Here is a 24324-nt window from a genome sequence, read left to right as displayed (position 1 = left end):
ATGATAACTAAAATTAAAACAACAATAATAGGGCCGATAAGATGTTAGAAAAACTGGTCAATGGATTTGAAAGTTACCTCTTTAGACACAGGATGTGGGTAATATTTTCATTTATATTAATTACCTTCTTTCTAGGTTACCAAGCTAGCCAATTAAAAATGGATGCCGCTTTTAGTAAGAATATTCCATTAAATCATGAATACATGAAAACCTATACCAAGCATCAAAAAGATTTTGGTGGTGCGAATAGGATCATGGTGGCAGTGGAAGATACCAGCGGCAATATTTTTAACCCAGAGTATTTTGAAACCCTCAAAAATGTACATGATCAACTCTTTTTCATTCCTGGGGTTGAGCGCTCTCAAGTTAAGTCATTGTATTCACCTTCGACTCGATTTACCGAAGTCGTTGAAGATGGTTTTGCTGGTGGGCCGGTTATTCCTGCTGACTTTCGTAATGATGAATATGGCTTAAATACTGTCAGAGACAATATCGAAAAAGCCGGTATTGTTGGCCGCTTAGTGTCCAATGATTATTCATCAGCTATGTTAACGGCGCAGTTAATGGAGTTTGTAGCAAAAACAGATGAAGAAATGGCCGCATCTGAAGGCGCTGAAAAGGATGTTACTTTTAAGCCGTTAAATACGATTCAATTTGCTCAGCAACTTGAAAATGAATTACGCGCTAAATATGAAACCGATACCATCAAAATCCATATTATTGGTTTTGCTAAAATGGCTGGTGATGTAGCTGAAGGCGCTAAGGGCGTGCTGCTGTTTTTCTTGATTGCTATCGCAATCACAGCTGTGATGGTTTATTTATTTTCTAAGTCATTAATGCTGACGATTTTGCCTTTAGTATGCAGCTTAATTGCGGTGGTGTGGCAACTTGGGTTGTTAACAGTAGTAGGTTTTGGTTTAGATCCAATGTCAATTCTTGTACCATTTTTGGTGTTTGCAATTGGCGTAAGCCATGGGGTACAAATGATTAATGCGGTTAGGCGCCGTGTTGGTGATGGACAAGCCACTAAAGCTGCAGCTGCATCCGCGTTTCGTAGTTTATTAGTACCAGGCGGTATTGCATTATTATCAGACACCGTTGGCTTTTTAACCTTACTTGCAATCGATATCGGTATTATTAGAGAGTTAGCGATATCGGCATCATTAGGTGTTGCTGTTATTATTTTGACCAATTTAATTTTATTGCCACTGGTTATTTCTTACACCAACATCAAACCGGTTCAAGAGAATAAAGCGCAAAAAGATAAAATTGAAGGGATTTGGCGTAGCTTATCTAAATTTGCCACTCCTAAATATGCTGTCATTGTGCTGATTTGTACTGCACTGTTATATGCTTTTGGCTTGCAACAAGCCAGTAATATGAAAATAGGTGACCTTCAAGGCGGTGCGCCGGCATTGCATCTTGATTCAAGATACAACCAAGATACTTTTTATATTACTGATAATTATTCAATTACCACTGATTATATGACGGTGATTGTTGAAGCAACCCCTGAAGCCTGTACCTATCATTCAATATTAGCTGAGATCGATCAATTCGAATGGATGGTGGCCAATACCCCGGGAGTTGAATCAACAGCCAGTTTAGCGTCAGTGGCTAAGCAGGTTAATGCCGGCTTTAACGAAGGTAACCCTAAGTGGCAAATATTGCCAAGAACCACAGCAAGTTTAGTGCAAGCGGTAGGACGAGTACCAACGACATCAGGTTTATTAAACGGCAACTGTTCGGTGATGCCTATTTTCTTATTTTTGAAAGATCATAAGGCTGAAACCATTGAAGTGGTGATTGCTAAAGTCACAGATGTAGCTGAAAAGCTCAATACCGAAACATTACAATTTAAACTGGCTTCTGGCCCTGTTGGTGTCATGGCTGCGACTAACGAAGCTGTTAGTGAAGCGCAGCTACCTATGATGATTTATGTTTATGGCGCTGTATTTATCCTATGTTTAATTAGCTTCAAATCACTTAAAGCGACGGTAGCAGTGATTGTGCCGTTATATGTGGTGTCGACATTAGCACAAGCATTAATGACTTGGCTTGATATCGGCCTTGCGGTGAGCACTTTACCGGTGATTGCATTAGGTGTTGGTATTGGTGTTGATTATGGTATTTATATTCTTTCGACTATGGCAGGTAAACTCAACAATGGCATGGCGGTGCAGCAAGCCTATTTTGAAGCGTTAATTGAGCGAGGCAGTGCGGTTATTTTTACCGGGCTTACTTTAGCCATCGGTGTGAGTACTTGGTTCTTTTCTGCACTGAAATTCCAAATGGATATGGGAATATTGTTAACATTTATGTTTTTAGTCAATATGTTGGGGGCGATAATTATATTGCCTGCACTGTCGGCTGTATTCTGGCGCAAACCTAAGTAATCTATAGGGTTTATTACTTAAAGAGGAGCTTAGCTCCTCTTTTTTTTTGCATAGTTAGTCTGTCTAAACGCTTGATTGGTCATTAAATGTCTATAATTGTTGAATTAACAAGGGTTTTAGAGGATCTACCACTAAAATTTAGCTCGAATTAGCATGAAATTAGTAATAAACTTTGCGACAGATCTCAGTTTAAGACGGGATCAACAAGCCGAAGCATCCAATATAATGATAAAAGCGCTGCCATAAACGCTTAAGGAAACTGCAACATGGCCTTTAAAGATGCAATGCCTTCAGTACTACTAGAAAATGTAGTCAATTTAATTCATAAAAAAATCCCTAATACTCAAGCAAAACAAGTTGAGCAATTTGCCCATTGTATATACGCCCATATGTCAGAAGACGACTTAAACGCTCGTAATGACAGCGATTTGTATGGCGCAGTATTAAGTCTTTGGAATGCCTTAAACAAATCTGCTGCAACCAATAGCCACATTCGGGTATTTAATCCAAGTCAGTCAAAACATGGCTGGCAGTCAAGTCATAGTATTATCGAAATTATACAGCCTGATATGCCATTCTTGGTTGATTCAGTTGCTATGGCGTTAAATCGTATGGGGATTACTGCTCATATGATGCTGCACACACCAATGGCGTTGGTGCGTGAAAAAGAATTAGTTAAAGAAGTGTCTTTTATTAAAGATGCTGATGAAAACACAGAAAATGTTGCGGTGTTTTTGATTGAAATTGATCGCCAAAGCAGTGAAGCCGATATTAAAGCCATTGGTAAAGAACTTGAATCAGTTTTTGCTGATGTGGTGTCGTCAGTCGTTGATTGGCAAAAAATGTCTGACAAATTGTCAGAAACAGTAAAATTATTACCTAAGCAGCCTTTTCCAGGCGCGAAATGTGAAAAAGAAGAAGCAATTAGCTTTTTAACCTACCTAAATAATCATCACTTCACCCTACTAGGTTACCGCTATTATGAGTTAAAGCGTGTTGAAGGTGATGTTGAGTTAGTGCCTGATTTAGATTCAAGTTTAGGATTAATGAGCCGCTCTGTTAATAAAAACGGCGAGCGTGGCTTATTACTGTCTTCGCTTTCTCAATCAGCAAGAAAAGAAGCTCTAGATGAGAGTCTGTTAGTGCTGACTAAAAGCTCGACTAAAAGCCGAGTTCATAGGCCCGCTTATGTGGATTACATCGGTATTAAACGCTTTGATAAAAAAGGTAACGTGATTGGAGAAGATCGCTTTCTAGGACTTTACGCGTCCAATCTTTATAACCGTAGCCCCAGAGAAATACCGCTGTTAGCTGAAAAAGTTGAACGGATTATGGAGCGCTCAGGTCTAGCACCACGTTCACATGACTACAAAGCGTTGATGAATACCCTTGAGAATTTACCTCGTGATGAGTTAATTCAATCTAAAGAAGATGAATTAGCCAGCGTTGCTCGTGGTGTATTACATATGCAAGACCGTGACAAATTAAAAGTATTTGTTCGTAAAGACGGTTTTGGCCGATTTTTGTCCTGTTTGGTGTATGTTTCAAAAGATCGCTACAACACTAAATTACGTCAAGACACTCAACGTATTTTAGCGCAGCATTTTAACAGCACTGAAGATGTTGAATTTACCACTTATTTCTCAGAATCGACTTTAGCGCGTACGCACTACATCGTGAAAGTTGATAATAATAATATGGATGTCGATGTGGCTGCTATTGAGAAAAACCTAATTGAAGCGGCGCGCTCTTGGGAAGATAAATTACAGAGTTCATTAACTAACTCATTAGGTGAGCAATCGGGTACTGGCTTAGTTAAACGTTACCTCAATGCGTTTTCACCAAGCTATAAAGAAGATGTATTGCCGAGTTCAGCCGTGGTCGATATTCAGCACCTTGAAGCGTTGAATGACGAGCATAAACTAGGCATGCTATTTTATCAGCCGCAAGAAACAGCCTTAAATGATAATAAAGTACGTTTAAAGTTGTTCCATAAAGATGAACCGATACATCTGTCTGATGTACTGCCAATGTTAGAAAACTTTGGATTACGGGTCATCAATGAGCGTCCATATGAAGTGAAAACTGAAGATGGTGCCACCTATTGGATCCTTGATTTCTTAATGATGGTGCAGGGCGCAGCAATTGAAAACTTGGCAGATAGCCAAGATCGATTCCAAAATGCGTTATCTCAAGTATGGCAAAAGAAACTTGAAGATGATGGCTTTAACCGCATGGTGTTGGCAACCAGCCTTACTGGCCGTGAAGTATCTATTTTACGTGCTTATGCCAAATATATGCGTCAAATTGATGCAACATTTAGCCAATCATATATCGAAGAAACCTTTAATCGTTATCCGCAAATTGCTGATTTATTAGTTAAAATGTTTATTCGTAAGTTTAACCCTAAACTTAAAACCCGCACTCTCAGTAAATTTTATGAGCAAATCGATTTACGCCTAGAAGATGTCTCTAGCCTTGATGATGACCGAATTATTCGCCGTTACTTAGATTTGATTAACGCAACGCTGCGTACCAACTTCTATCAAACGATTAACGATGTTGATGTTAAACCTTATATCTCATTTAAATTCTTACCTGAAGATATTCCTGAGATGCCGCGTCCATTGCCAAAATTTGAAATCTTTGTGTATTCACCAAGGTTTGAAGGGGTGCATTTGCGTGGTGGTAAAGTCGCTCGTGGTGGCTTACGTTGGTCAGATCGTCGTGAAGATTTCCGTACTGAAGTACTAGGCTTGGTCAAAGCGCAACAAGTTAAAAATACCGTGATTGTTCCTGTTGGTGCAAAAGGCGGTTTTGTGTGTAAGCAGCTGCCTACAGACGGCGGCCGTGAAGCCTTCTTTAACGAAGGGCAAGCGTGTTACCGCTTATTCATTCGCGGGTTATTGGACATCAGTGACAATATCATCGAAGGCAATGTTGTACCGCCAAAAGATGTGGTTCGTCATGACGAAGATGATGCCTATTTAGTGGTTGCAGCCGATAAAGGCACTGCAACATTCTCCGATATTGCCAACGAAATCGCCATTGAATACAACTTTTGGTTAGGTGATGCATTTGCATCTGGCGGCAGTAATGGTTATGACCATAAGAAAATGGGTATTACCGCAAAAGGAGCTTGGGAGTCAGTAAAACGTCATTTCCGTGAAGAAGGTATTGATTGTCAAACCACCGATTTTACCTGTCTAGCGATTGGCGATATGGCTGGCGATGTATTTGGTAATGGTATGTTGTTATCTCGTCATACCAAGTTAGTAGCTGCATTTAACCATATGCATATCTTCATCGACCCAAATCCAGAAGTTGAAACAAGTTATATTGAGCGTGAGCGTTTATTTAATTTACCGCGCTCAAGCTGGGAAGATTACAACACTAAATTGATGTCTAAAGGTGGGGTGATTTTCAATCGCTCAGCCAAATCACTAAAGCTTACTAAAGAAATCAAGCTGATGTTAGACACTGATGAAAACACCATGACACCTAATCAGCTTATGCAAGCATTACTAAAAATGCGTGTAGATTTAATTTGGAATGGCGGTATTGGTACCTACGTTAAGGCGACGACTGAAACTCATGCTGAAGTTGGCGATCGTGCCAATGATGCTATACGAGTAAACGGTAATGAACTTAACGCTAAAATCATTGGTGAAGGTGGCAACTTAGGTGCGACTCAACTTGGTCGTATTGAATTTGCAGCCAATGGTGGTCGTGTTAACACTGATTTCGTCGATAATGTCGGTGGTGTTGACTGTTCAGACAATGAAGTAAACATCAAAATCTTACTTAATACCATCGTCGCAGATGGTGAGCTTACGGTAAAACAGCGTAATCGCTTATTAGAGTCGATGACTGATGAAGTCGGTGAAATTGTTCTACAAGACTGTAACGATCAAACCCGTACTATTTCGGTAACTCAGGCGCACGGTGTTGCTCAGTTAAAAGAACACATCCGTTACATTCAATATCTTGAAAAAGATGGCAAATTGGATCGTGCCCTAGAATTTTTACCGACAGATGACGAGTTAGCCGATCGCTTGGCTAATAACCGTGCATTAACTCGCCCAGAGTTATCTGTGCTGGTCGCTTATGGCAAAATGGTCCTAAAAGAGCAATTAGTCACCGCTGAAATCACTGACGATAGTTTCTTGAGTAAATTGCTAACGGATTATTTCCCACAGCAGTTAAAAGATAAATATGCAGAAAAAATGATTTCGCATCCTTTACGCGGCGAAATTATTGCAACCTCATTAGCTAATGAACTAGTTAATGACATGGGCTTTAACTTTGTACAGCGTATGCAAGATGAGACTGGCGCCACAGTCGCTGAAGCGGCAATTTGCTATACTATGGCTCGAGAAATATTTAGCTTAACAGAACTCACTCAGTCTATTACCGAGCTTAATGGTATTGTGTCTGCTGACGTTCAAAGTGAAATGTTGCATCAATTGCGCCGTAATATGCGCAGAGCGTGTCGTTGGTTTATTCGTCACCGTAATAAAGGTGAGAACATTGAGCAAACCGTCGCATTCTTCAAGCCTGTGTTTGATGAATTAAAAGCGAATGTTGATCAATATATGATTGCAGCTGAAGTGATTGCAATTTCAACTGAAATTAAATCATTGCAAGAACAAAATGTACCTGAGTCTTTAGCGCACGTTGTAGCTAAGATGAGTACCTTATTCTCTGCATTAGATATTGCCCAAATAGCCCAACTGGAAAATAAATCAGTCAAGCTCGTTGCAGAAACGTACTTCAGATTAGGTGCAAAAGTTGAGCTACATTGGTTCTTAGAACAAATTAGTATTCAACCAGTATCAAATCATTGGCAAGCATTAGCCCGCGCAGCCTTTAGAGAAGAGCTTGATTGGCAGCAGCGCTCGTTAAGCTCAACAGTCCTTAGAGCCTGTACAGATGCTTGCGACGCAGATGAAATCATTAATCAGTGGATTGATAATAATCAGAAACTGTTAGAACGCTGGTTTAATTTACTGACTGAATTCAAGGTGTCTCAAAGCCATGATTTCGCTAAATTCTCAGTGGCGCTGCGAGAACTTAATTTATTGATCCTTCATTGCGAAGGACCCAGATAATTATTTATAATAAGTGAACGAGCCCTGGCAATAGCCGGGGCTTTTTTTAGGTTTTAGGAGAAAGCATGTTTTTTTATAAAGTTGCACAAAAAGTAATGTTTCAGATGGATCCAGAGGTCGCGCATAATATCGCTATCGGAAGTTTAAAAAATACTGGAAATAACCCTTTAAACCTATTTTACAGTCAAAAAGTTGCTGCAGCGCCAGTGACTTGTATGGGCATTAATTTTAAAAATCCAGTTGGCTTAGCTGCTGGCTTGGACAAAGATGGTGAATCTATCGATGCATTTCATGCGATGGGTTTTGGTCATATTGAAGTGGGTACGGTAACACCTCGTCCTCAACCTGGTAATGAACAACCACGTTTATTTCGTTTAAAACCTGCAAAAGCAATCATCAATAGAATGGGTTTTAACAATAAAGGCGTAGATAACCTAGTCAGAAATTTAATGGCTAAGAAAACAGATATTATTGTCGGTGTTAATATTGGTAAAAATAAAGATACCCCAGTTGAAGAAGGTAAGAATGATTATTTAATTTGTATGGAAAAAGTTTATCAACATGCAGATTATATTGCGGTAAATATTTCATCACCTAATACTCCTGGCCTTCGTACTATGCAATACGGTGAGTTATTAGATGATTTACTATCGTCATTGAAAGAAAAACAAACTGAACTTGCGAAGAAGTATAATAAATATGCACCAATTGCACTAAAAATTGCCCCAGATTTAACCACTGAAGAAATTGAAAAGATCGCAGAGTCATTATTAAAAAGTCGATTTGATGGCGCGATTGCAACAAATACCACTTTAAGCCGAGATGCAGTTGTTGGTTTAGACAATGCTAATGAGATGGGTGGTTTGAGCGGTAAGCCATTAACCGAACTTTCTACTAAAGTGATCAAACAATTAGCTGAATATTTAAACGGAGAGATCCCGATTATTGGCGTCGGTGGAATAAATAGTGCCGAAGATGCCTTAGCTAAATTTGATGTAGGTTCAGAATTGGTGCAGATATACACTGGCTTTATTTATCAAGGTCCTGGTTTAATAAACGATATTGTTAATGCATATAAAGCAAAATAATATAGAAGGATCTATAAAAAGATCTTTTGATCAAATAATTTAGATCTAAACAGGTTATAGCGATCGCAATTACGATCTTTCGATCGCTATAACTTTATGATAAATATATCAAATATTTTTAATAATGTTTTGATATTGACTGAAATATGAACTATTATTGAGTTGTATTGGTAAAGTAGGTATTTAAAAATGTTATTAATGCCAAATAAGGACTGGCAATGGGAATATAATGAAACGTTTAAGCAATTAAGTATTTCATTAGGTTCCGAAATGGAGTTCTTAACCCCATATAAATCCAAATCTCTTATCCCAGATGCATTAGTGACGTCAGAATTTAGTGTGGATCATGCAAAATTCTATATTAATCTACTTGAAAATCTCCCAAAAGCCTTAAAAATATCCGACGCAGCAGTAGTTCAAACAGCGTTAAATGCAACAGCTGCTCATTTTATGATTAAGCCGCAAATGCCAAAATCTTGGTTTTTTGAAATCAGCCAAGAATGTGTATATTGCGATGTGGGTAAATTGTTTTCTTTAAATGCCAATGGCACATCAGTGTTAGTTTTAGTGGTTGAAAACAGTCTGCAAGCAGCTTTAGTGATGGTATTATCCCGAGAATGCCCTTTAACTGAATCTAAAGTTCTACAGCAGTTTGATACTATTAAGGTGATGCATAATCGCTTAAATCCCCTTAAAAAAGCCAAACTTGTGGTTGCTGCTTAATCTAATATCTGTTTGGTGATTTACTCGTGTGTATATTTTAATTAATAATGTTCATTGCGGCTTTTTTAGTTAAAAGCGCTATTTAATAATATTTGTTAAATTGAAAAATTATCAGATATCTTCTTTGTACCCAATTCAATTGGTTTTAGCTCGTCATATACTCTTCACTGTCGTTTTAAATTCGAATACGGGATTAGCTAAGCTAGTCTAATTTCTGGTTCATTTGCTGCGAATATAGCAAATGGCGCTAATAGTCATCAGCTTTAATGCCAATAGACTCAATTAGTTTTAAAAAGTATATTGAAACAAACAGAGATAAATCACCTCGAATAAGCGAACTTTAGCAAAATAAGTAAGCGGGTGTTGTTAAACATCTATTTTGAATCGTAGCAAGGTTAAGCGGTAAACAGACTATGAAAATTATAATCAAACCCATAATATTAGCGCAAGATCCCCAAGTCGCAGCCATCATTAAATCAGTAGGTAAAGAATTTGGTGCCATAGGCGAGGGGTTTGGCCCTTCTGATCCCGAAGTACTACAAATGAGCCGGTTTTATTGCTCAAAAAATAAGAGTATTTATTTAGTAGCATGCATTGATAATCAAGTGGTAGGCGGTGCAGGTATTGCAAAGTTCAACGGTGATAACAAGATTTGTGAGTTAAGAAAATTATTTCTATTACCTGAAACGAGAGGGCTTGGTTTAGGTAAGCGCTTAACTGAGCAATGTCTTACATTTGCAAAAGCAAACGGTTTTGAACAATGTTATCTCGATACGTTAAATTCAATGACAGCGGCAATTACACTCTATGAAAAGATGGGCTTTCAACATTTAGATAAGCCCCTTGTTGGTACCATTCACGGTGGCTGTGATGTTTGGATGCTAAAAAGCTTATAGTAATAATTTATAGACATTATTATCAAATGTAGGTTATCGATAACACGATAAATTTATTGTGTGAGTAATAACCAGCTTTAGTCGCTAATAACGATGGTTCGATGATCCTTATTGACTGTTTTAATGTGATAATTATAGATTTTGCCACAATACGCATGAATAAGAATAAGTGATTATAGTATCAGTAATTTATCTGTTATTCTGAGGGTATTATTGTTACTACGAACTTTGTAACATTTATCTTATTTTTAAATGAGTTTCCTAATGAGTCCAATTAATAAGAGTAAATCAAGCACTAAAATCACTATTCAAGATGTTGCTTTAATGGCTGGTGTGTCGAAAATGACCGTTTCTAGGGTGTTAAACAAGGACGAAAAAGTCAGTGACAAAACACGAGCGAAAGTCCAGCAAGCGGCAGATCAACTAAACTATCGCCCCAATATTTCAGCTAGGCGTTTAGCGAGTTCTAAATCTTATTTAATTGGCTTACTTTACGAAAACCCAAGTGAAGGTGGTTATGTTAGTCAGTTCATGATGTCGGCTTTAAAAAGTTGCCGCCAGCAAGGTTATCATTTAGTGGTAGATGAGTGTGAAGGCACCCAAGAAGAAAAGTTAAAAATCACACGTGATTTAGTTGAAGAAACACGAGTTGATGGCGTTATTCTATTACCGCCTTTTTGTAACAATATTGAGATTCTCAAAGAGCTTACTGTATTAAATATTCCTTTTGTACGAGTATCACCAGATGTGGAGTTAACCTTATCTGCTTTTGTTTGTATGGACGATTATCAAGCGGCTTATGATATGACCAATTTGTTAGTCAATAAAGGCCATAAAGACATTGGCTTTATTATAGGGCACCCAGACGTTGGTGCCAGTCGTCTTCGTTATCAAGGATTTTTAGATGCAATGCGATCTAAACAGTTAAACATTCCGCCAGAGTTTATTGAGCAAGGTATGTTCAGCTATAAGTCTGCATTAGGAGCTGCTAAGGCTCTATTAGATAGAGAAAATAGACCAAGCGCGATATTTGCTAGTAATGATGATATGGCTGCAGCAGTTGTTTCGGTTGCCAATTCCTTAGGCTTAAATGTACCCAAAGACTTAAGCGTTGCCGGTTATGATGATACCCCGCTTGCTACTACGATTTGGCCACATATCACAACAGTGAAACAACCTATCAATGCGATGGCTGAAACAGCTATCACATTACTGACTTCTGGCCAAATGAATCAAGTGACTTCAGATAGCCTATCAAATTTACGCCATGTTTTAGACTTTGAATTAAAAGAGCGAGATTCAACAACTCAGTTTAATGAATTAGCTTAATAGTGATTGTATGTTATTTAATATCTTGTTTGTTTAACACGCCATGCTCAACCAGTTGAGACAATAGCTGCTGGGTTTTCTCTCTAAAATAATCACGTAATAAGCGCACTGTTGGGGTAATAGACTGACGGCTGGGGCACACAAGCCACAATTCTGTCGCAGTTGGCTTATATTCCGGCATGACGTTTACCACACGACCAGTTAGCAAATCATCCGCCATATCAAGACATGACTTAATCGCAAACCCGTGTCCCGACACACACCAACGCCGCACCAAATCTCCGTCATTAGATGCACGATTACCTTTAAGCTTTACTTTATGGCTTTGGTTTTGATGACTAAAGCGCCACTCGTTCTGAACAATATCCTGTAACTGGTAAAACAGCCCATTGTGATTTATGAGTTCATCTGGCGTTGTAGGGGCGCCATTTTTGTCTAAATAGCTAGGTGTGGCGCACAGTACTCGTGGAATACTGCAAATTCGAAAACCATACATACTGGCATCGCTTGGCTCACCATAGCGCAGCGCCATATCAACAGAGTCACGATAAAAATCAATATTACTGTCAGTGATATTACTGCGTAAAGCCACGTCGGGATAAAGCAGCAAAAAATCATCCAACCACGGGGTAACCACATTACGGCCTAGATCAGATGATAGGGCAATTCTTATTTCACCTTTTAGTACATCTAAATCTTCCTGAGCATTTTGCTGGGCATTGTCTAACAGTTGCACAGCCAGTTCGCATTGAGGTAAATAGCGCTCACCAGCAGGGGAAAGCCTAAGTTGGCGCGTAGTGCGTACAAATAGCTCAACGCCTAATGCTGCTTCAACACGCTTGACCGCAGCACTAGCGGTTGCCATACGCATATCAAGGCTGTTTGCAGCCGCAGTAATACTTCGAAATTCAGCTACTTTGAGAATGATGTGCAGGTCTTGTATGAGCATATTATCAATCCATATTTGAGAATATTATAATTAATATAGCGTTTTTAGTGGAGTTAACAACAGGTATTATTTACTTATTCGATAAAATAGCCCGCACAGGTGATAACAATGCAACAAGTTCATTTTCAACAAGGTCTAATACGTCCGCCATCTGAGTCTGGCAGTCTTCTTATTAGAATCACTCAAAACTGTCGTGAGTTAATGCAGCTTTTACGCCTTATTAAAGACGTTGAGTTTGCTATTCGACCAGTTGAGGGTATTAAACGCGATATTTGGGCAGCAAAAGCTTTTTATGAAAACCGTCAACAAGTTAACTTTGCCACGTTTAGCGACTTTAAATTAAGCGAGTACTAACCCAGTAAAAACCACCTAAAAAGGCGTTTTTGTAACTGGGGTACAGTTACTTTGCCTTCGAGAGTAAATTAAAGGGGTATTCTGACATAAGGTAGGCATTTTCTCTTGCTGATGAATTGTTCAATCAAGGTCTCAATCGTGCTCTAAATAACGCCTAGCACATGTTTATTTAATGATTTCCAATGGTCTGCTAGACAATTCAGGCGATGCTTCCTATATTTACTATAATGCTCTAATTAACTGTATTTGTGTGTTTTTAAGAACGTTAAAATAAGTATGCAGCCTCATAAAATATTCGTTTATCTCAAGCTATTAAAATCGATTAATGAGTTGTTTACTAGGGTCAAATTGTGCTGAATTAGGATATGTATGTCTAACGTTCCTGAAAAACTTTTACAAAATGTAGCCGAGCAAACACCCAGAGCCATGGTTGCGATGTTGATTGTCTCTATTACTTACGCCTTAGTATTTAACATCCTCATTCCGTTTAACATTTTGATGACTTGGTTTTGTTTACAAATTCTCTTAGCAATATGCCGAATTTATAATGCAAAAATGTTTGAAAAACATTTAGAAAAAGAAGATAGAAAAAGACTCGCTAATGATGAAGTCATTTTTATCGCTCTAAATGTATTTCAAGCCTGCATGTGGACGGCATCATCGGTGATGCTAATAATTTATGCTCGTCAACCGTTTGAGTTTGTCGGTTTTATTCTAATTATCGGAATTGTCACAGCCGCAACATTATCGATGTCGTCTTTCTTTAAAGCCTATTTGGTGTTTTTCATTTTAATGATAACGCCGCAGATTGCTATTATGCTTTATTTTGGTGAATACCAACATTTTGCTTTATTGGCGTTTATTGTTAGCTATATTCCTGCAACCATTTTATTGTCAAAATCAATGTTAGATAGTCGTATATCTAGCATAAAAGCCCACGAGGATGTAGAAAAGAGCGCCGAAGAATTTCGTAGATTATCAATCATGGATAATCTAACTAACATATATAATCGACGCTATTTTTTTGAAATGGCCAAAAAGATAATGGCGATTGCTTCAAGACAACAAACTAGCGTTTCACTGTTAATGATTGATATCGATCACTTTAAAAAAGTGAACGATAATTATGGCCATCAAGCAGGTGATTTTGTATTAATACATCTCGCCAGAGTCGTAGAAGCTAGTATGCGAGAAAGCGATATTTTCGCACGAATTGGTGGTGAGGAATTCGCTATTTTACTCAACAATACATCAATGAATGATGCCAAGCGTATTGCTGAGAAAATACGAATTATCATTGAGAGTAAAGATTTCCTTTATAATACCATTTTGATTGATACAAGCGTCAGTATCGGTGTCGCTGAAATGACCCAAGAAATCACTACAATTGAGGCATTATATAAACAAGCAGATACCCATCTTTATTTAGCAAAAGGTCACGGCAGAAATAGAGTGTATCCAGTTTAGCTAAAACGGTTTTAATACATTTGAAATTCAAAATTAAAGGGGCTTTTCTCAATTCAAATTGCTATTTTTCAACCCATTGTGGCACCGTGATAGGCAGACCAAGTGGACGATATCCCAAATGACATTAAAGGATTCATTGGCGATATTTATCAAGCATCATTCAAATAGTAGCAACCACAGAGGGGAAAGGGCAGTTCTTGCTAAGCCAAGTACCAACTTAACCCGCAGTGAAGAGGTTTTGTTTGAAAAGTAAAAATCAAAATGAACATATACCTTCGAATAGCGATAAGGTTTTTGTAGGTTTGGTTATGCAAGCTAGTTTTGGGTAGATTTAAAATATAAATTATTTACATAGCCGGATTATAAACAATTTAGGCTTACCCCCAAGTAAACCTAAAAAGATATAAAGTAATGCGATTATAAGATTGGACAATTAAATCAGCCAATAAAAATAGTTAGAGTATCAATTTGTGTTGAACTTGAGTCTTTTAGTATGAAGATTTTACTATTTAATTTGGGTTCTAGACTATTTATTTTTGTTTGATTGAAATCATGATTTCAAGTACTTCTTGGTAAGAAATACGATATTCTCTAGACAGTTGTATGACTTTAGATTTGTAGGTTTGAACTTGCTCTTGCTTCTTTAAGGCTGATTTTTTTTGCTCAACCATTTCTGAAACGACTTCATTTAAAATGTTTAATCGACGTAAACTGTAATCAAGAGAGTCAAGATAAGTTTTCATTTGCAGTTTGTTGCGGGCACTTTCAAGACTTTTAGTTGTTCTATTTTCGAAATCTAATTCATCAAAGGCGTTAATTACATTTTGTAAATTAATATCAGTCATATGGATAACTACTTAGGATTATGAGTAAATGAATGCTATTTAGCATGGGTACTCTCTATCTTCCATGAATAGTAACAGAGCATTATTGATAGTTTATTCAGATTAATGATTTGTTTCAATAGAGCATGACGTTTATATTAAACATTAATTTATTTACTTTAGTACAGGATGTGCAAAATGCTAGATTTATTACCTGATTTATTTGACCACTATGGTTCTGAATTAACCTTGATACCCGCCAATTGGCAAAGTTACGGCGCCAAACGGATATTTTATGGTGAAGTGGTTACGGTTAAGTGTTTTGAAGATAACTCTAAAGTGAAGTCAACGTTAGCAACCGCTGGTAAAGGTAAAGTGTTAGTGGTCGATGGCGGCGGCGTGTGTCGGCGTGCTTTGCTAGGTGACATGATTGCGGAGTCGGCGGCCAATAATGAATGGGAAGGTATCATCATTTTTGGTGCGGTAAGAGATGTGGGCACATTGTTGACCATTGGTATTGGTGTGCAGGCGCTAAGTGCTAATCCCATTAAAACAGAAAAAAAAGATGTTGGCCTTGTGAATATAAATATCGAGATTGCCGGTGTCTCAGTAAAACCTGCCATGATGATCTATGCCGATGAAAATGGCATAGCCGTTACTGAAAAACCTTTAGATTTAGCAGTATTAAGCTAAACTTAGATGAATTAATTTATTTTTACATTAAAAATCAATTTGCTTACAAGGATGCAAACATGAAGGCACTTAAATGGCTATTAGCTATAGTCGCTAGCGTAATCTTATTGCTGGTTATTTATTTAACGGTATTTTTTGATCCAAATAGTTTTAAACCACAAATTGTGGATGCCGTTAAAAAGCAAACTGGCCGTGATTTTGTCATTAGCCAAGACTTAAGTTGGAGCTTTTTCCCGACACTTGGGATTAACCTCGGTGGCATTTCACTATCCAACCCTGAGAACTTTTCTCCAAGTACATTAGTTGAAGTAAACCAAGCGGTCGCCAGTGTGGCATTAATGCCGCTTTTAAGCCAACAAGTGGAAATTGCACAATTATCCCTTGATGGTTTGACTATGAATATCGTCACTAAAAAAGACGGTTCAACCAGCTTTGATGGTTTGGGCGGTGCTGCATCACCTGAAACCACAACCGCGTCAGAACCAGCATCATCAGCTAATACACTCGAATTGCAAAGTTTACAAATCGGCGGCGTGTCTATTACCAATACCACCATCAACGTAATTGATGAAGCGGCAGAAACCAAACAAATATTTAGTTTAAATAGTTTAACCCTTGGTGAGTTTTCATTAGGAAACGCTGCAGACTTTGCTTATGAATTTACTGCACAAATGCCTGATATGATGCTGGCAAGTTCTGGTAATGGTCAATTGACCATTAGTGAAGATTTGACTCAGGTTATTATGGCTGATTTAACCATTAATACTGATGTGACCGGTGAGGCTATCCCTAATAAAAGTGTTAGCAGCCAGCTGATTACTGATATTAATGTGGCTTTAGATGCTAAAAAATTAGATGTTGCTATAAAACAATTGTCAGCGATGGACATAAGCGCCACTGGCGATGTTTCAGTCAATTACGGCGCCACAATCCCTAAAATTAACCTGCAATTAGATGTCGGTGATATCGATGTTGATAAATTACTGCCGCCATCAGAGACCGAAGCTAAAGCAGAAGACACTGAACAAGTTGCAGCGAGCAAGCCAGCTGTAGAGCCTGATTTGTCCGCATTAAAAACCATTGATTTAACCTTAGGCATGACGGTTAAATCAATCAAGGTCGCAAACCTACTCACTCAAAACTGGGTAATGAAAGCCAAGGTCAAAGATGGCGTTGCCGATTTAACTCAGTTTTCTGCGAATTTATATGAAGGTAGTATTAAAGCCACAGCACAGCTCGATGGTCGTCAGAAAGTACCTAGTTACCGCTTCGATGAAACATTAACAGGTGTGCAATTTAGACCACTGTTAAAAGATGCGGCGGATATTGATTTAATCTCAGGTGCGGCAAATTTTAAAATTTCTGGTTCTGGTAAAAGTTTAATTGCAGATAACTTAAAGAAAAACCTGCTGGCACAGGGTAATTTCGAAATTGCCGATGGCTCGTTATACGGAGTGAATATCCCGCAAATGATCCGTAGTGCTCAAGATAAGTTAAAAGGGGATTTATCTGCAAAAAATACTGAAGAACTTAAAACTGATTTTACTAGTTTAACCGGTAGTTTTAGTTTGAAAAATGCTGTTGCGACTAACCCAGACTTAGCTATGGCGTCGCCACTCATTCGCCTTAGCGGTAATGGCAGTGCCAATATTGATAATGAAACTGTGGACTATAAGCTAACGACGTCAGTGGTGGGCTCATTAGCGGGTCAGGGTGGTGAAGATGCCTTAGCTGGCGTGGACATTCCGCTTACCATAACCGGCAGCATGAAAGATCCTAAATTTGGTATCGATACCAGTGCTTTATTAGATTCTAAACTTAAAGATGAAACCGATAAACTCAAAGGTAAGTTATTTAAGAAATTAGGTTTTTAATGATGTGATTAAGCCCACTTGGGCTTAGTCAGCGGCTATTTTTATCATAAGTAAAAATATCCAAGGGATCATGTTAACCAAGACTTTGGATCTTGTACTGCTTTAAACTTGGTATAGATGAGTTGATTACATCAAGTTTAAAAATCGCTATATAATAAAAAACGGCAAGGATCACCTTGCCGTTTTTTGTTTTAAGTCGCGAAATACTTACTGCGAAATTGCTAAGAAGTTAGCTTATAGACTCACTACGCATTGACCTTGGTGACATCCACAATCAATCTTAACATCTGTCCTGGCTGAATATACTTACTGTTTTGAAGTCTATTCCACTCGATCAAATCATTGACTGAAACGTTGAATTTACCGGCAATTCTAGCCAATGAATCCCCAGAGCGAACTTTGTAATTAACGGTTCTTTCTGCATTGTTTTTGCTACTTGATACTGCGCCAATCTTTAATTGTTTACCAATGCTTAAAGTGCCGTTTTTAGGCAGACGATTCCAGCGAATTAAATCATCAACACTGACATCATTTTTTCTGGCAATGACCCATAATGAATCGCCTGATTTAACCGTGTAAGTTTTAGTCTTAACTGAGCTTGGTTTTGCTTGTGCTAATAACTGTTCAGTTGTGAGGTTTGCGCCTTCAGCAGGAACTGGAATAATAAGGTACTTTCCGGCTCTAATATTATTATTTTTCAGGCCATTACTTGAACGAATAAAAGAAGCCGAAGTATCAAAACGCTTGGCAATATGGCTTACGGTATCGCCAGATTTAATTTGGTATCTATGCCAGTTCAATTTTGATTTAGGATCAAGGTTTGCAAGTTTTTGTTCAAACTGCGCCGCTTTATCAAATGGCACCACCAATGTATTAGGGCCATCAGGTGATGTTGCCCAGCGATCTAAACCTGGGTTTAATGCTTTTAATTCTTTAACTGGCATATTGGCTAAATCTGCCGCAAGTTTAAGGTCAATCTGGCTTTGGGTATCAACCACAGCAATATGCGGTTCATTACTGATTGGAGTTAGTTTGATGCCATATTTGTCAGCATTTTTAACCACATCTGATAATGCAATCAGTTGCGGTACGTAGCGTTGAGTTTCTCTGGGTAATGATAGCGCCCAAAATTTAGTGCTTTTACCTGCGGCTTTATTACGGCGAACAGCATTATTTACTCGGCCTTCACCCGTATTATAGGCCGCAATGGCATATAACCAGTTTTGTCCGGTCCTATCGTATAAGTACTCTAAGAAGTCCAGTGCTGCAGTGGTGGATGCGGGAACATCACGTCTGCCGTCATACCACCAGTCACTTTTAACACCAAAGTAATTAGAAATAGGCGTAGTTAATTGCCATAAACCTGAAGCGGCACTGGCTGAGTAAGCTGAAGGGTCAAACGAGCTTTCAACAATAGGTAATAATGCTAGTTCAATCGGCAGATTACGTTTTTCTAATTCTTCGACAATATAATGTAAATACGGCTCTGCACGTTGAGAGACAATTTCTAAATGTCTTGGGTTCGCTAAATACCAGTCTCGATATTTATTCACCAGTTTTACATCATCAATTGGCATGGTAAGTTGCAAACGGATCCGTTGCCAAACATCGGTGATTTCAACCGGTGCTGCAACTTCGTCTACAACTTTTTCAGGCTTAATTGGCTGAGGAACGACAATCGGTGAAGGCTCGACTTTTGTTGGAGTGGCAGTTTGGCATGCGGTTAGAAATGCCAAGCTTCCAACAAAAAGGTATAAAGGTTTATGCATCTAAAAAAAATCCTAAATCTTGCAAAGCTGGCAGATCAAAGGCGTCTACCAAATGTGTTTGGTCAAAATTGAGGCGGCATTGTAGTGTAAAATGGCTTTAATGTCTTTGCTAACTTAGCAAGTGTCGCCGCGCTCAATAGCTTAAAAGTTATTTTTCCACTCTCTGAGTAAAGTAAACGTCTGTAGTGCTGTTGGTTTTTCAACTTGAAACTTAGCAGCGATGACTTGTTTTATTTCTTTACTGTTACTTCTTAAAAATGGATTTATGGCTAATTCTGTTGCGATTGTAGTTGGAATTGTAGCCATATTGTTATTACGAGATAAAGTAACTGACTGACTGTATTGCTGCAACGCTTTATTGTTAGGTTCTGCTTGTAACGCAAATTTAAGATTAGCCGCGGTATATTCATGGGCGCAGTAAACTTGGGTGTGAGGTGGCAAGTCAGCGAGTTTTGCTAACGAGTTTGCCATTTGTTCGGCTGTGCCTTCAAACAATCTTCCACAACCGCCGCTAAATAGGGTGTCTCCGCAAAATAACGCTTCACAGTTTACACTATCTGGCTGTTGATAAAAGTAAGCTATATGACCTAACGTATGGCCCGGCACACTAATGACTTTAAGCTTTGTATCAAGCTCCTTGAGTTTGAGTAATGGCTCGCCTTTTATTGGATGCGTAATACCGCTAATATTTTCACTTTCAGGTCCATAAACCTCGAGCTTATTATTAAAAGCCTGTTGTAATTGCGCAATGCCACCAGTGTGATCTGCATGATGGTGAGTGATTAATATCCCCGCCAGCTCTAATGGGGAGCCCTTGAGGTAATCGAGCACACTTTGGCCACAGCCAGGGTCAACAACATAGGCTTGATTGCTATTTTTTTGATGTATAAGCCAAATGTAGTTGTCATTAAACGCTGAAATACCGATGACTGAAAGCATGATTAAATCCATAAGTGAAATCTTACCGCTAGGTTAACGGATTATATGTAAAAGGCCAATAGAGTGAATATGCTTGGGCTGAACTAGGCTTGTATACTGTTACATTTAAAGTAAACAACTGGTTGAAGTGACTAAATAAGGTTATGTAAACGCGCTAATTAACAATAAATTTAACACTTTATTCGTCCCTTTTTTAAATGATATCAACTATGGGTAAAATGCTAACGACAAAGAGCCATAAGTCGTTATACTCAACCTAGGGCTTTTGAAATTAAGGGAGTATCAGGTTAATGTCGATAAATCAAAAACCACAATTATGGCAAGAGTTACCCTGTGGTGATGAGATTCAATTGGCCCTTGAACAAAAGTTAACTGATTGGTGGCCGAGGATTTTTGGTTACCATTTATTAAAGCTAGGTGCGCTTAGCGCTCAAGTGTCTAGTTTACATTGCAATATTGCGCGGCATTTTTCTATTCATGATGCCCAAGGCGCATCAATTCAAGCCGATCCCCATCATTTGCCCCTGCAAACAAGCACCATGGATGCCGTGCTGATGAGTTTTTTAATGGAATTTGAACATGACCCATATCGTTTATTACGGGAAGTTGACCGAGTAATGATTTCCGGCGGCTATATTTTTGTTTGTGGTTTTAACCCTGTCAGTACCGCCTTTATGGGTAAGCTTCTACCTAAATATCAAACTCAATTACCTTGGTGTGGTCAGTTTTTTATGCCAGCGAGGGTAAAAGATTGGTTAGGTTTATTAGGTTATCAAATCCTGCAGGATGAACGTTTTATTTATCACCCTTTGCTTGGACAAATGAACCAAGGCCGCTGGTGGCAAAATAGATTAGAAAAGTGGTTACCAGGCGTTGGCAGTGTGTATTTGATTGTGGCCAGAAAAATGGAGTCGCCATTAACGCCCATCAGGGAAAAGCGAAAAGCGCGTACTCGTCAATGGGCGACAGCGCCGACAGCAGGCAGAGCAGGGCACAGTAAACATACTAAATTGCTCTCAAAATAAGCTAAAGCGTATAGCCAATAATATATTGGCTATACAAGAGATTTGGGTTTTAGGCTTTGGCTTCAGGCAGATAATTAACATCAGCTTGCTGAGGTTTAGCTTCGGCGGCTTGCCTGGCTAAATCATCACAGCGTTCATTTTCAATATGCCCAGCATGTCCCTTAACCCAGCGCCAATCAATTTGATGCAGTTGACTGGCTTTATCTAACCTTTTCCATAAATCGACATTTTTAACTGGGGTTTTAGTTGAAGTTATCCAACCTTTTTTCTTCCAGCCATGGATCCATTGGGTGATCCCTTGACGCATATATTGACTATCACTGGTTAAGATGATTTTACACGGTTCATATAGCGCTTCTAACGCCACAATAGGCGCTAATAATTCCATCCGATTATTGGTCGTCAGCTTAAATCCATCAGACATTTCTTTGGTATGCTGCTTATATTTCATTACAATACCGTATCCGCCGGGACCAGGGTTACCCAGACATGAGCCATCAGTAAAGATATTGATAAGTTTTAGTTCTGACATCAAATTGTTACCATATACACAGCAATAAACATTTCGGCAATTATACCTAAATTATTATCAATTAATTGAGTTACCTATGAATATTATTTCAGGCGCCAGTCGCCAAATCATTTTAGATACTGAAACAACCGGTATGAATCAGGCTGGTGGCCCCGTTTATATTGGCCATAGAATTATCGAAATTGGTTGTGTTGAAGTGATTGACCGTAAACTAACCGGTCGTACTTATCATCAATATATCAATCCAGGTCAGTTAATTGATCCAGAAGCCATTGAAGTACATGGTATTACTGATGAACGAGTTGCTAAAGAACCGCGGTTTCATCAAATCGCACAAGAGTTTATCGACTTTATCGCCGGTGCTGAAATTGTCGCACATAACGCACCGTTTGATATCAGCTTTATGGATCATGAATTTAGTCAGCTTAGGCCCCAAGGCCCCAAGTCAGCAGATATCTGTGACATACTCGATTCGCTAGACATTGCAAAATACCTGCATCCTGGTCAAAAAAATAATCTAGATGCACTCAGTAAACGTTACGGTATCGATACCTCTAGACGTACCTATCACGGCGCACTATTGGATGCTGAAATCCTTGCTGATGTTTACTTAGTGATGACCGGTGGACAAATTGGCTTTAATTTATCAAATGAAAAAGTGGGTCAAGAAGGTGGTGGCATACAATTAATTGATCAAAATGAGTTTAATCTTAAAGTGATCCAAGCAACGGCCGATGAATTAATATCACACGATGAAAGACTTGATTTAGTCAAAAAATCAGGCAAATGCCTCTGGAGAGGTGAAGCATAAAAGTGAGCTTAATGAAATCATACTGTCTGGCGGTTATTTTTATCTTAGTTGCTACCGTTACGCCACAATTGGCAACAGCGGTGCCTTATACCCAAGCAAGTGAGTTACAGAATAGATTTCGTATTGATCATATGGTCGATGAAGTGACCTTATTGGTGCAAAGAACTTATGGCTCCGCTCCAGTGATAATCGTGTTGCCTGACGGTTCCAAATGGTATTCCGAAAGGCACCCTGATAATGTCAATTGGGCCGATGGCTTAACTGGCGATATGATTAAAATCAACAATCCGATGCCCGGTCCTTGGCAATTAATCGGCAGTTTAGCGCCTAATTCCACTATCCAAAAAGTATCGCAACTTGAAATTGACGTTGAGCATATCCCCCAGCCTCTATTTCAAGGTGAACGTTTAAAAGTCACTGCTAAGTTACTTGGTGACGGCTTAACGGTTCGTCTGCCAGGGCTTGATTACATGTTCGAATGGACGGTTAAATTTACCAGCCATCATAAAAATACCGAAGCCAACTTTACTACCGGCACTGTTACAGTCGGTTCTTACAGAGATAATGGTGAAGGTTTGGATGAGATACCCGATGATGGGGTGTTTACGGGCAAACATAATCTAAATCAACCTTGGGGAAGCTACACCTTAAGTGTTGTCGCGCGAAATAATGTATTTGAGCGTGAAATTAGCTACCCAATCTATTTATCAGAAACTCCCATTCAAGTTGAAGTAATTGAACCCGCGGATAAATTAACCGGTGTTTGGCAGATTCAAATAAATGTTGATGACGAAATACTCAAACTTGAGCAAACCCATATTCAATTCGATATCGTTGGCCCTGCAGGGCTTAAGTTACCGATTGTTGTTAATGAGCTCACTGAAACACCAGCTTTAGTCGCGATACCGCAAGTGACCGATTTTGGCAGTTATAGAATCAAAGGCAGTGTTGCCTCAACCAGTATTGCAGGGCGTGAGTTAATACTGGATTTACCGGAATTGTTTTTTAATTTAATTGAACCGCCTCAACCTCCACCCAGCGCTGAAGAGTTAGCTGCAAGAGCTGCGCAGCTAGCAGCGCAAGAAGAGCAAGCTGCAAAAGATAAGGCTATCGTGTGGATTGCATCGATTAATGGCCTACTGTTAATCATAGGAGGGGTAGGGTTAATTTTTTGGCGTAAGAAACTTGCGTTAAATAAAGCACTGGCAACAACCAAATTAAGACTTGAACAAGAAGCTGCGAAAAAAGGTGATATCACTGCTGCTATTGATGATTTTGATTTAACCATGCCAGATGAAAAATAATTGTTTGCTGCTAATTATATTAGCTTAGATTAAATTGATCTCTTTTTAGTCAAAAAGTTTATAACTTAATCGCTGCTGTATGTTTTTTAGCTAAACGGATAAAAACTTAAAAAAAACTGTTGACGGTTTTTGACGACGACCTTATTATTCGTGCAACTTAAGTGGAGCGGTAGTTCAGTTGGTTAGAATACCGGCCTGTCACGCCGGGGGTCGCGGGTTCGAGTCCCGTCCGCTCCGCCA

18 protein-coding genes and 1 tRNA gene are annotated in these 24324 nt (G+C 38.8%); 14 read left to right on the top strand and 5 right to left on the bottom strand.

Going from position 1 to position 24324, the window contains the following annotated elements; all coding sequences use genetic code 11:
* Positions 1 to 41 precede the first annotated feature (41 nt).
* The 6 genes from Q4533_RS03490 (at position 42) to Q4533_RS03465 (ending at position 11543) form a co-directional block, all read left to right on the top strand.
* The gene (locus Q4533_RS03490) at positions 42 to 2396 is read left to right on the top strand and encodes an RND family transporter (protein WP_303501904.1); all 2355 of its coding nucleotides are present in this window, start codon (positions 42 to 44) and stop codon (positions 2394 to 2396) included.
* A 266-nt stretch (positions 2397 to 2662) separates the two neighbouring features.
* Entirely contained in the window at positions 2663 to 7507 is a 4845-nt protein-coding gene (locus tag Q4533_RS03485) for an NAD-glutamate dehydrogenase (RefSeq protein ID WP_303501901.1), read from the top strand.
* A 65-nt stretch (positions 7508 to 7572) separates the two neighbouring features.
* Positions 7573 to 8595: a quinone-dependent dihydroorotate dehydrogenase gene (gene pyrD / locus Q4533_RS03480; RefSeq protein ID WP_303501899.1), complete on the top strand. Its 1023-nt coding sequence runs from the start codon at positions 7573 to 7575 to the stop codon at positions 8593 to 8595.
* A 189-nt stretch (positions 8596 to 8784) separates the two neighbouring features.
* The gene (locus tag Q4533_RS03475) at positions 8785 to 9318 is read left to right on the top strand and encodes a cell division protein ZapC (RefSeq protein WP_303501896.1); all 534 of its coding nucleotides are present in this window, start codon (positions 8785 to 8787) and stop codon (positions 9316 to 9318) included.
* A 413-nt stretch (positions 9319 to 9731) separates the two neighbouring features.
* On the top strand, positions 9732 to 10214 hold the full coding sequence (locus Q4533_RS03470; RefSeq protein WP_102477264.1) for a GNAT family N-acetyltransferase: 483 nt from the start codon (positions 9732 to 9734) through the stop codon (positions 10212 to 10214).
* Between the two features lie 264 nt (positions 10215 to 10478).
* Positions 10479 to 11543: a LacI family DNA-binding transcriptional regulator gene (locus Q4533_RS03465; RefSeq protein WP_102477265.1), complete on the top strand. Its 1065-nt coding sequence runs from the start codon at positions 10479 to 10481 to the stop codon at positions 11541 to 11543.
* A gap of 13 nt (positions 11544 to 11556) precedes the next feature.
* On the opposite strand, the gene Q4533_RS03460 is transcribed toward Q4533_RS03465, so the two are convergent.
* Positions 11557 to 12492, bottom strand: a complete 936-nt coding sequence (locus tag Q4533_RS03460) for a LysR family transcriptional regulator (RefSeq protein ID WP_102477266.1) — start codon at positions 12490 to 12492, stop codon at positions 11557 to 11559.
* Positions 12493 to 12600: 108 nt separating this feature from the next.
* Here Q4533_RS03460 and Q4533_RS03455 point away from each other — a divergent pair, with 108 nt between their 5' ends.
* Positions 12601 to 12846 carry a hypothetical protein gene (locus Q4533_RS03455; protein WP_303501892.1) on the top strand — a complete coding sequence of 82 codons (246 nt, stop codon included), beginning with the start codon at positions 12601 to 12603 and terminating at the stop codon, positions 12844 to 12846.
* Between the two features lie 369 nt (positions 12847 to 13215).
* The gene (locus Q4533_RS03450; RefSeq protein ID WP_303501891.1) at positions 13216 to 14313 is read left to right on the top strand and encodes a GGDEF domain-containing protein; all 1098 of its coding nucleotides are present in this window, start codon (positions 13216 to 13218) and stop codon (positions 14311 to 14313) included.
* Between the two features lie 530 nt (positions 14314 to 14843).
* Here Q4533_RS03450 and Q4533_RS03445 read toward each other — a convergent pair.
* Positions 14844 to 15158: a hypothetical protein gene (locus Q4533_RS03445; RefSeq protein ID WP_102437802.1), complete on the bottom strand. Its 315-nt coding sequence runs from the start codon at positions 15156 to 15158 to the stop codon at positions 14844 to 14846.
* 177 nt (positions 15159 to 15335) lie between these two features.
* Between Q4533_RS03445 and Q4533_RS03440 the strand changes: the two genes are divergently transcribed.
* Positions 15336 to 15830: a putative 4-hydroxy-4-methyl-2-oxoglutarate aldolase gene (locus Q4533_RS03440; RefSeq protein WP_303501889.1), complete on the top strand. Its 495-nt coding sequence runs from the start codon at positions 15336 to 15338 to the stop codon at positions 15828 to 15830.
* 59 nt (positions 15831 to 15889) lie between these two features.
* Positions 15890 to 17704, top strand: coding sequence for an AsmA family protein (locus tag Q4533_RS03435; RefSeq protein WP_303501886.1), 1815 nt, complete (start codon positions 15890 to 15892; stop codon positions 17702 to 17704).
* Between the two features lie 245 nt (positions 17705 to 17949).
* Here the strand turns inward: Q4533_RS03435 and Q4533_RS03430 are convergent, their stop codons facing one another.
* Together Q4533_RS03430 and gloB are read right to left on the bottom strand one after the other, a co-directional pair.
* Positions 17950 to 19473 carry a LysM peptidoglycan-binding domain-containing protein gene (locus Q4533_RS03430; RefSeq protein WP_303501884.1) on the bottom strand — a complete coding sequence of 508 codons (1524 nt, stop codon included), beginning with the start codon at positions 19471 to 19473 and terminating at the stop codon, positions 17950 to 17952.
* Positions 19474 to 19614: 141 nt separating this feature from the next.
* Positions 19615 to 20412 carry a hydroxyacylglutathione hydrolase gene (gene gloB, locus Q4533_RS03425; RefSeq protein WP_102437901.1) on the bottom strand — a complete coding sequence of 266 codons (798 nt, stop codon included), beginning with the start codon at positions 20410 to 20412 and terminating at the stop codon, positions 19615 to 19617.
* A gap of 290 nt (positions 20413 to 20702) precedes the next feature.
* Here gloB and Q4533_RS03420 point away from each other — a divergent pair, with 290 nt between their 5' ends.
* Positions 20703 to 21437 carry a class I SAM-dependent methyltransferase gene (locus Q4533_RS03420; protein ID WP_102437795.1) on the top strand — a complete coding sequence of 245 codons (735 nt, stop codon included), beginning with the start codon at positions 20703 to 20705 and terminating at the stop codon, positions 21435 to 21437.
* A 49-nt stretch (positions 21438 to 21486) separates the two neighbouring features.
* Here the strand turns inward: Q4533_RS03420 and rnhA are convergent, their stop codons facing one another.
* The gene (gene rnhA, locus Q4533_RS03415; protein WP_102437793.1) at positions 21487 to 21969 is read right to left on the bottom strand and encodes a ribonuclease HI; all 483 of its coding nucleotides are present in this window, start codon (positions 21967 to 21969) and stop codon (positions 21487 to 21489) included.
* A gap of 76 nt (positions 21970 to 22045) precedes the next feature.
* Between rnhA and dnaQ the strand changes: the two genes are divergently transcribed.
* The 3 genes from dnaQ (at position 22046) to Q4533_RS03400 (ending at position 24324) form a co-directional block, all read left to right on the top strand.
* Entirely contained in the window at positions 22046 to 22780 is a 735-nt protein-coding gene (gene dnaQ, locus Q4533_RS03410) for a DNA polymerase III subunit epsilon (protein ID WP_102477270.1), read from the top strand.
* Positions 22781 to 22791: 11 nt separating this feature from the next.
* Entirely contained in the window at positions 22792 to 24084 is a 1293-nt protein-coding gene (locus Q4533_RS03405) for a TIGR03503 family protein (RefSeq protein ID WP_102520034.1), read from the top strand.
* Between the two features lie 163 nt (positions 24085 to 24247).
* A tRNA-Asp gene (locus tag Q4533_RS03400) sits at positions 24248 to 24324 on the top strand.

It is taken from the genome of Shewanella sp. 6_MG-2023 (assembly GCF_030547195.1).
In the GTDB taxonomy this organism is placed as follows: Bacteria; Pseudomonadota; Gammaproteobacteria; order Enterobacterales; family Shewanellaceae; genus Shewanella.
This window is presented reverse-complemented; position numbering and strand designations above follow the sequence as displayed.

Bases quoted from the DNA above. Each gene is read 5' to 3' on its own strand.
- rnhA (WP_102437793.1), bottom strand. From the start codon at position 21,969: ATGTCAGAACTAAAACTTATCAATATCTTTACTGATGGCTCATGTCTG.
- Q4533_RS03405 (WP_102520034.1), top strand. From the start codon at position 22,792: ATGAAATCATACTGTCTGGCGGTTATTTTTATCTTAGTTGCTACCGTT.
- gloB (WP_102437901.1), bottom strand. From the start codon at position 20,412: ATGCTTTCAGTCATCGGTATTTCAGCGTTTAATGACAACTACATTTGG.
- Q4533_RS03460 (WP_102477266.1), bottom strand. From the start codon at position 12,492: ATGCTCATACAAGACCTGCACATCATTCTCAAAGTAGCTGAATTTCGA.
- Q4533_RS03465 (WP_102477265.1), top strand. From the start codon at position 10,479: ATGAGTCCAATTAATAAGAGTAAATCAAGCACTAAAATCACTATTCAA.
- Q4533_RS03435 (WP_303501886.1), top strand. From the start codon at position 15,890: ATGAAGGCACTTAAATGGCTATTAGCTATAGTCGCTAGCGTAATCTTA.
- dnaQ (WP_102477270.1), top strand. From the start codon at position 22,046: ATGAATATTATTTCAGGCGCCAGTCGCCAAATCATTTTAGATACTGAA.
- Q4533_RS03455 (WP_303501892.1), top strand. From the start codon at position 12,601: ATGCAACAAGTTCATTTTCAACAAGGTCTAATACGTCCGCCATCTGAG.
- Q4533_RS03430 (WP_303501884.1), bottom strand. From the start codon at position 19,473: ATGCATAAACCTTTATACCTTTTTGTTGGAAGCTTGGCATTTCTAACC.
- Q4533_RS03490 (WP_303501904.1), top strand. From the start codon at position 42: ATGTTAGAAAAACTGGTCAATGGATTTGAAAGTTACCTCTTTAGACAC.
- Q4533_RS03485 (WP_303501901.1), top strand. From the start codon at position 2,663: ATGGCCTTTAAAGATGCAATGCCTTCAGTACTACTAGAAAATGTAGTC.
- Q4533_RS03445 (WP_102437802.1), bottom strand. From the start codon at position 15,158: ATGACTGATATTAATTTACAAAATGTAATTAACGCCTTTGATGAATTA.
- Q4533_RS03440 (WP_303501889.1), top strand. From the start codon at position 15,336: ATGCTAGATTTATTACCTGATTTATTTGACCACTATGGTTCTGAATTA.
- Q4533_RS03470 (WP_102477264.1), top strand. From the start codon at position 9,732: ATGAAAATTATAATCAAACCCATAATATTAGCGCAAGATCCCCAAGTC.
- Q4533_RS03450 (WP_303501891.1), top strand. From the start codon at position 13,216: ATGTCTAACGTTCCTGAAAAACTTTTACAAAATGTAGCCGAGCAAACA.
- pyrD (WP_303501899.1), top strand. From the start codon at position 7,573: ATGTTTTTTTATAAAGTTGCACAAAAAGTAATGTTTCAGATGGATCCA.
- Q4533_RS03475 (WP_303501896.1), top strand. From the start codon at position 8,785: ATGTTATTAATGCCAAATAAGGACTGGCAATGGGAATATAATGAAACG.
- Q4533_RS03420 (WP_102437795.1), top strand. From the start codon at position 20,703: ATGTCGATAAATCAAAAACCACAATTATGGCAAGAGTTACCCTGTGGT.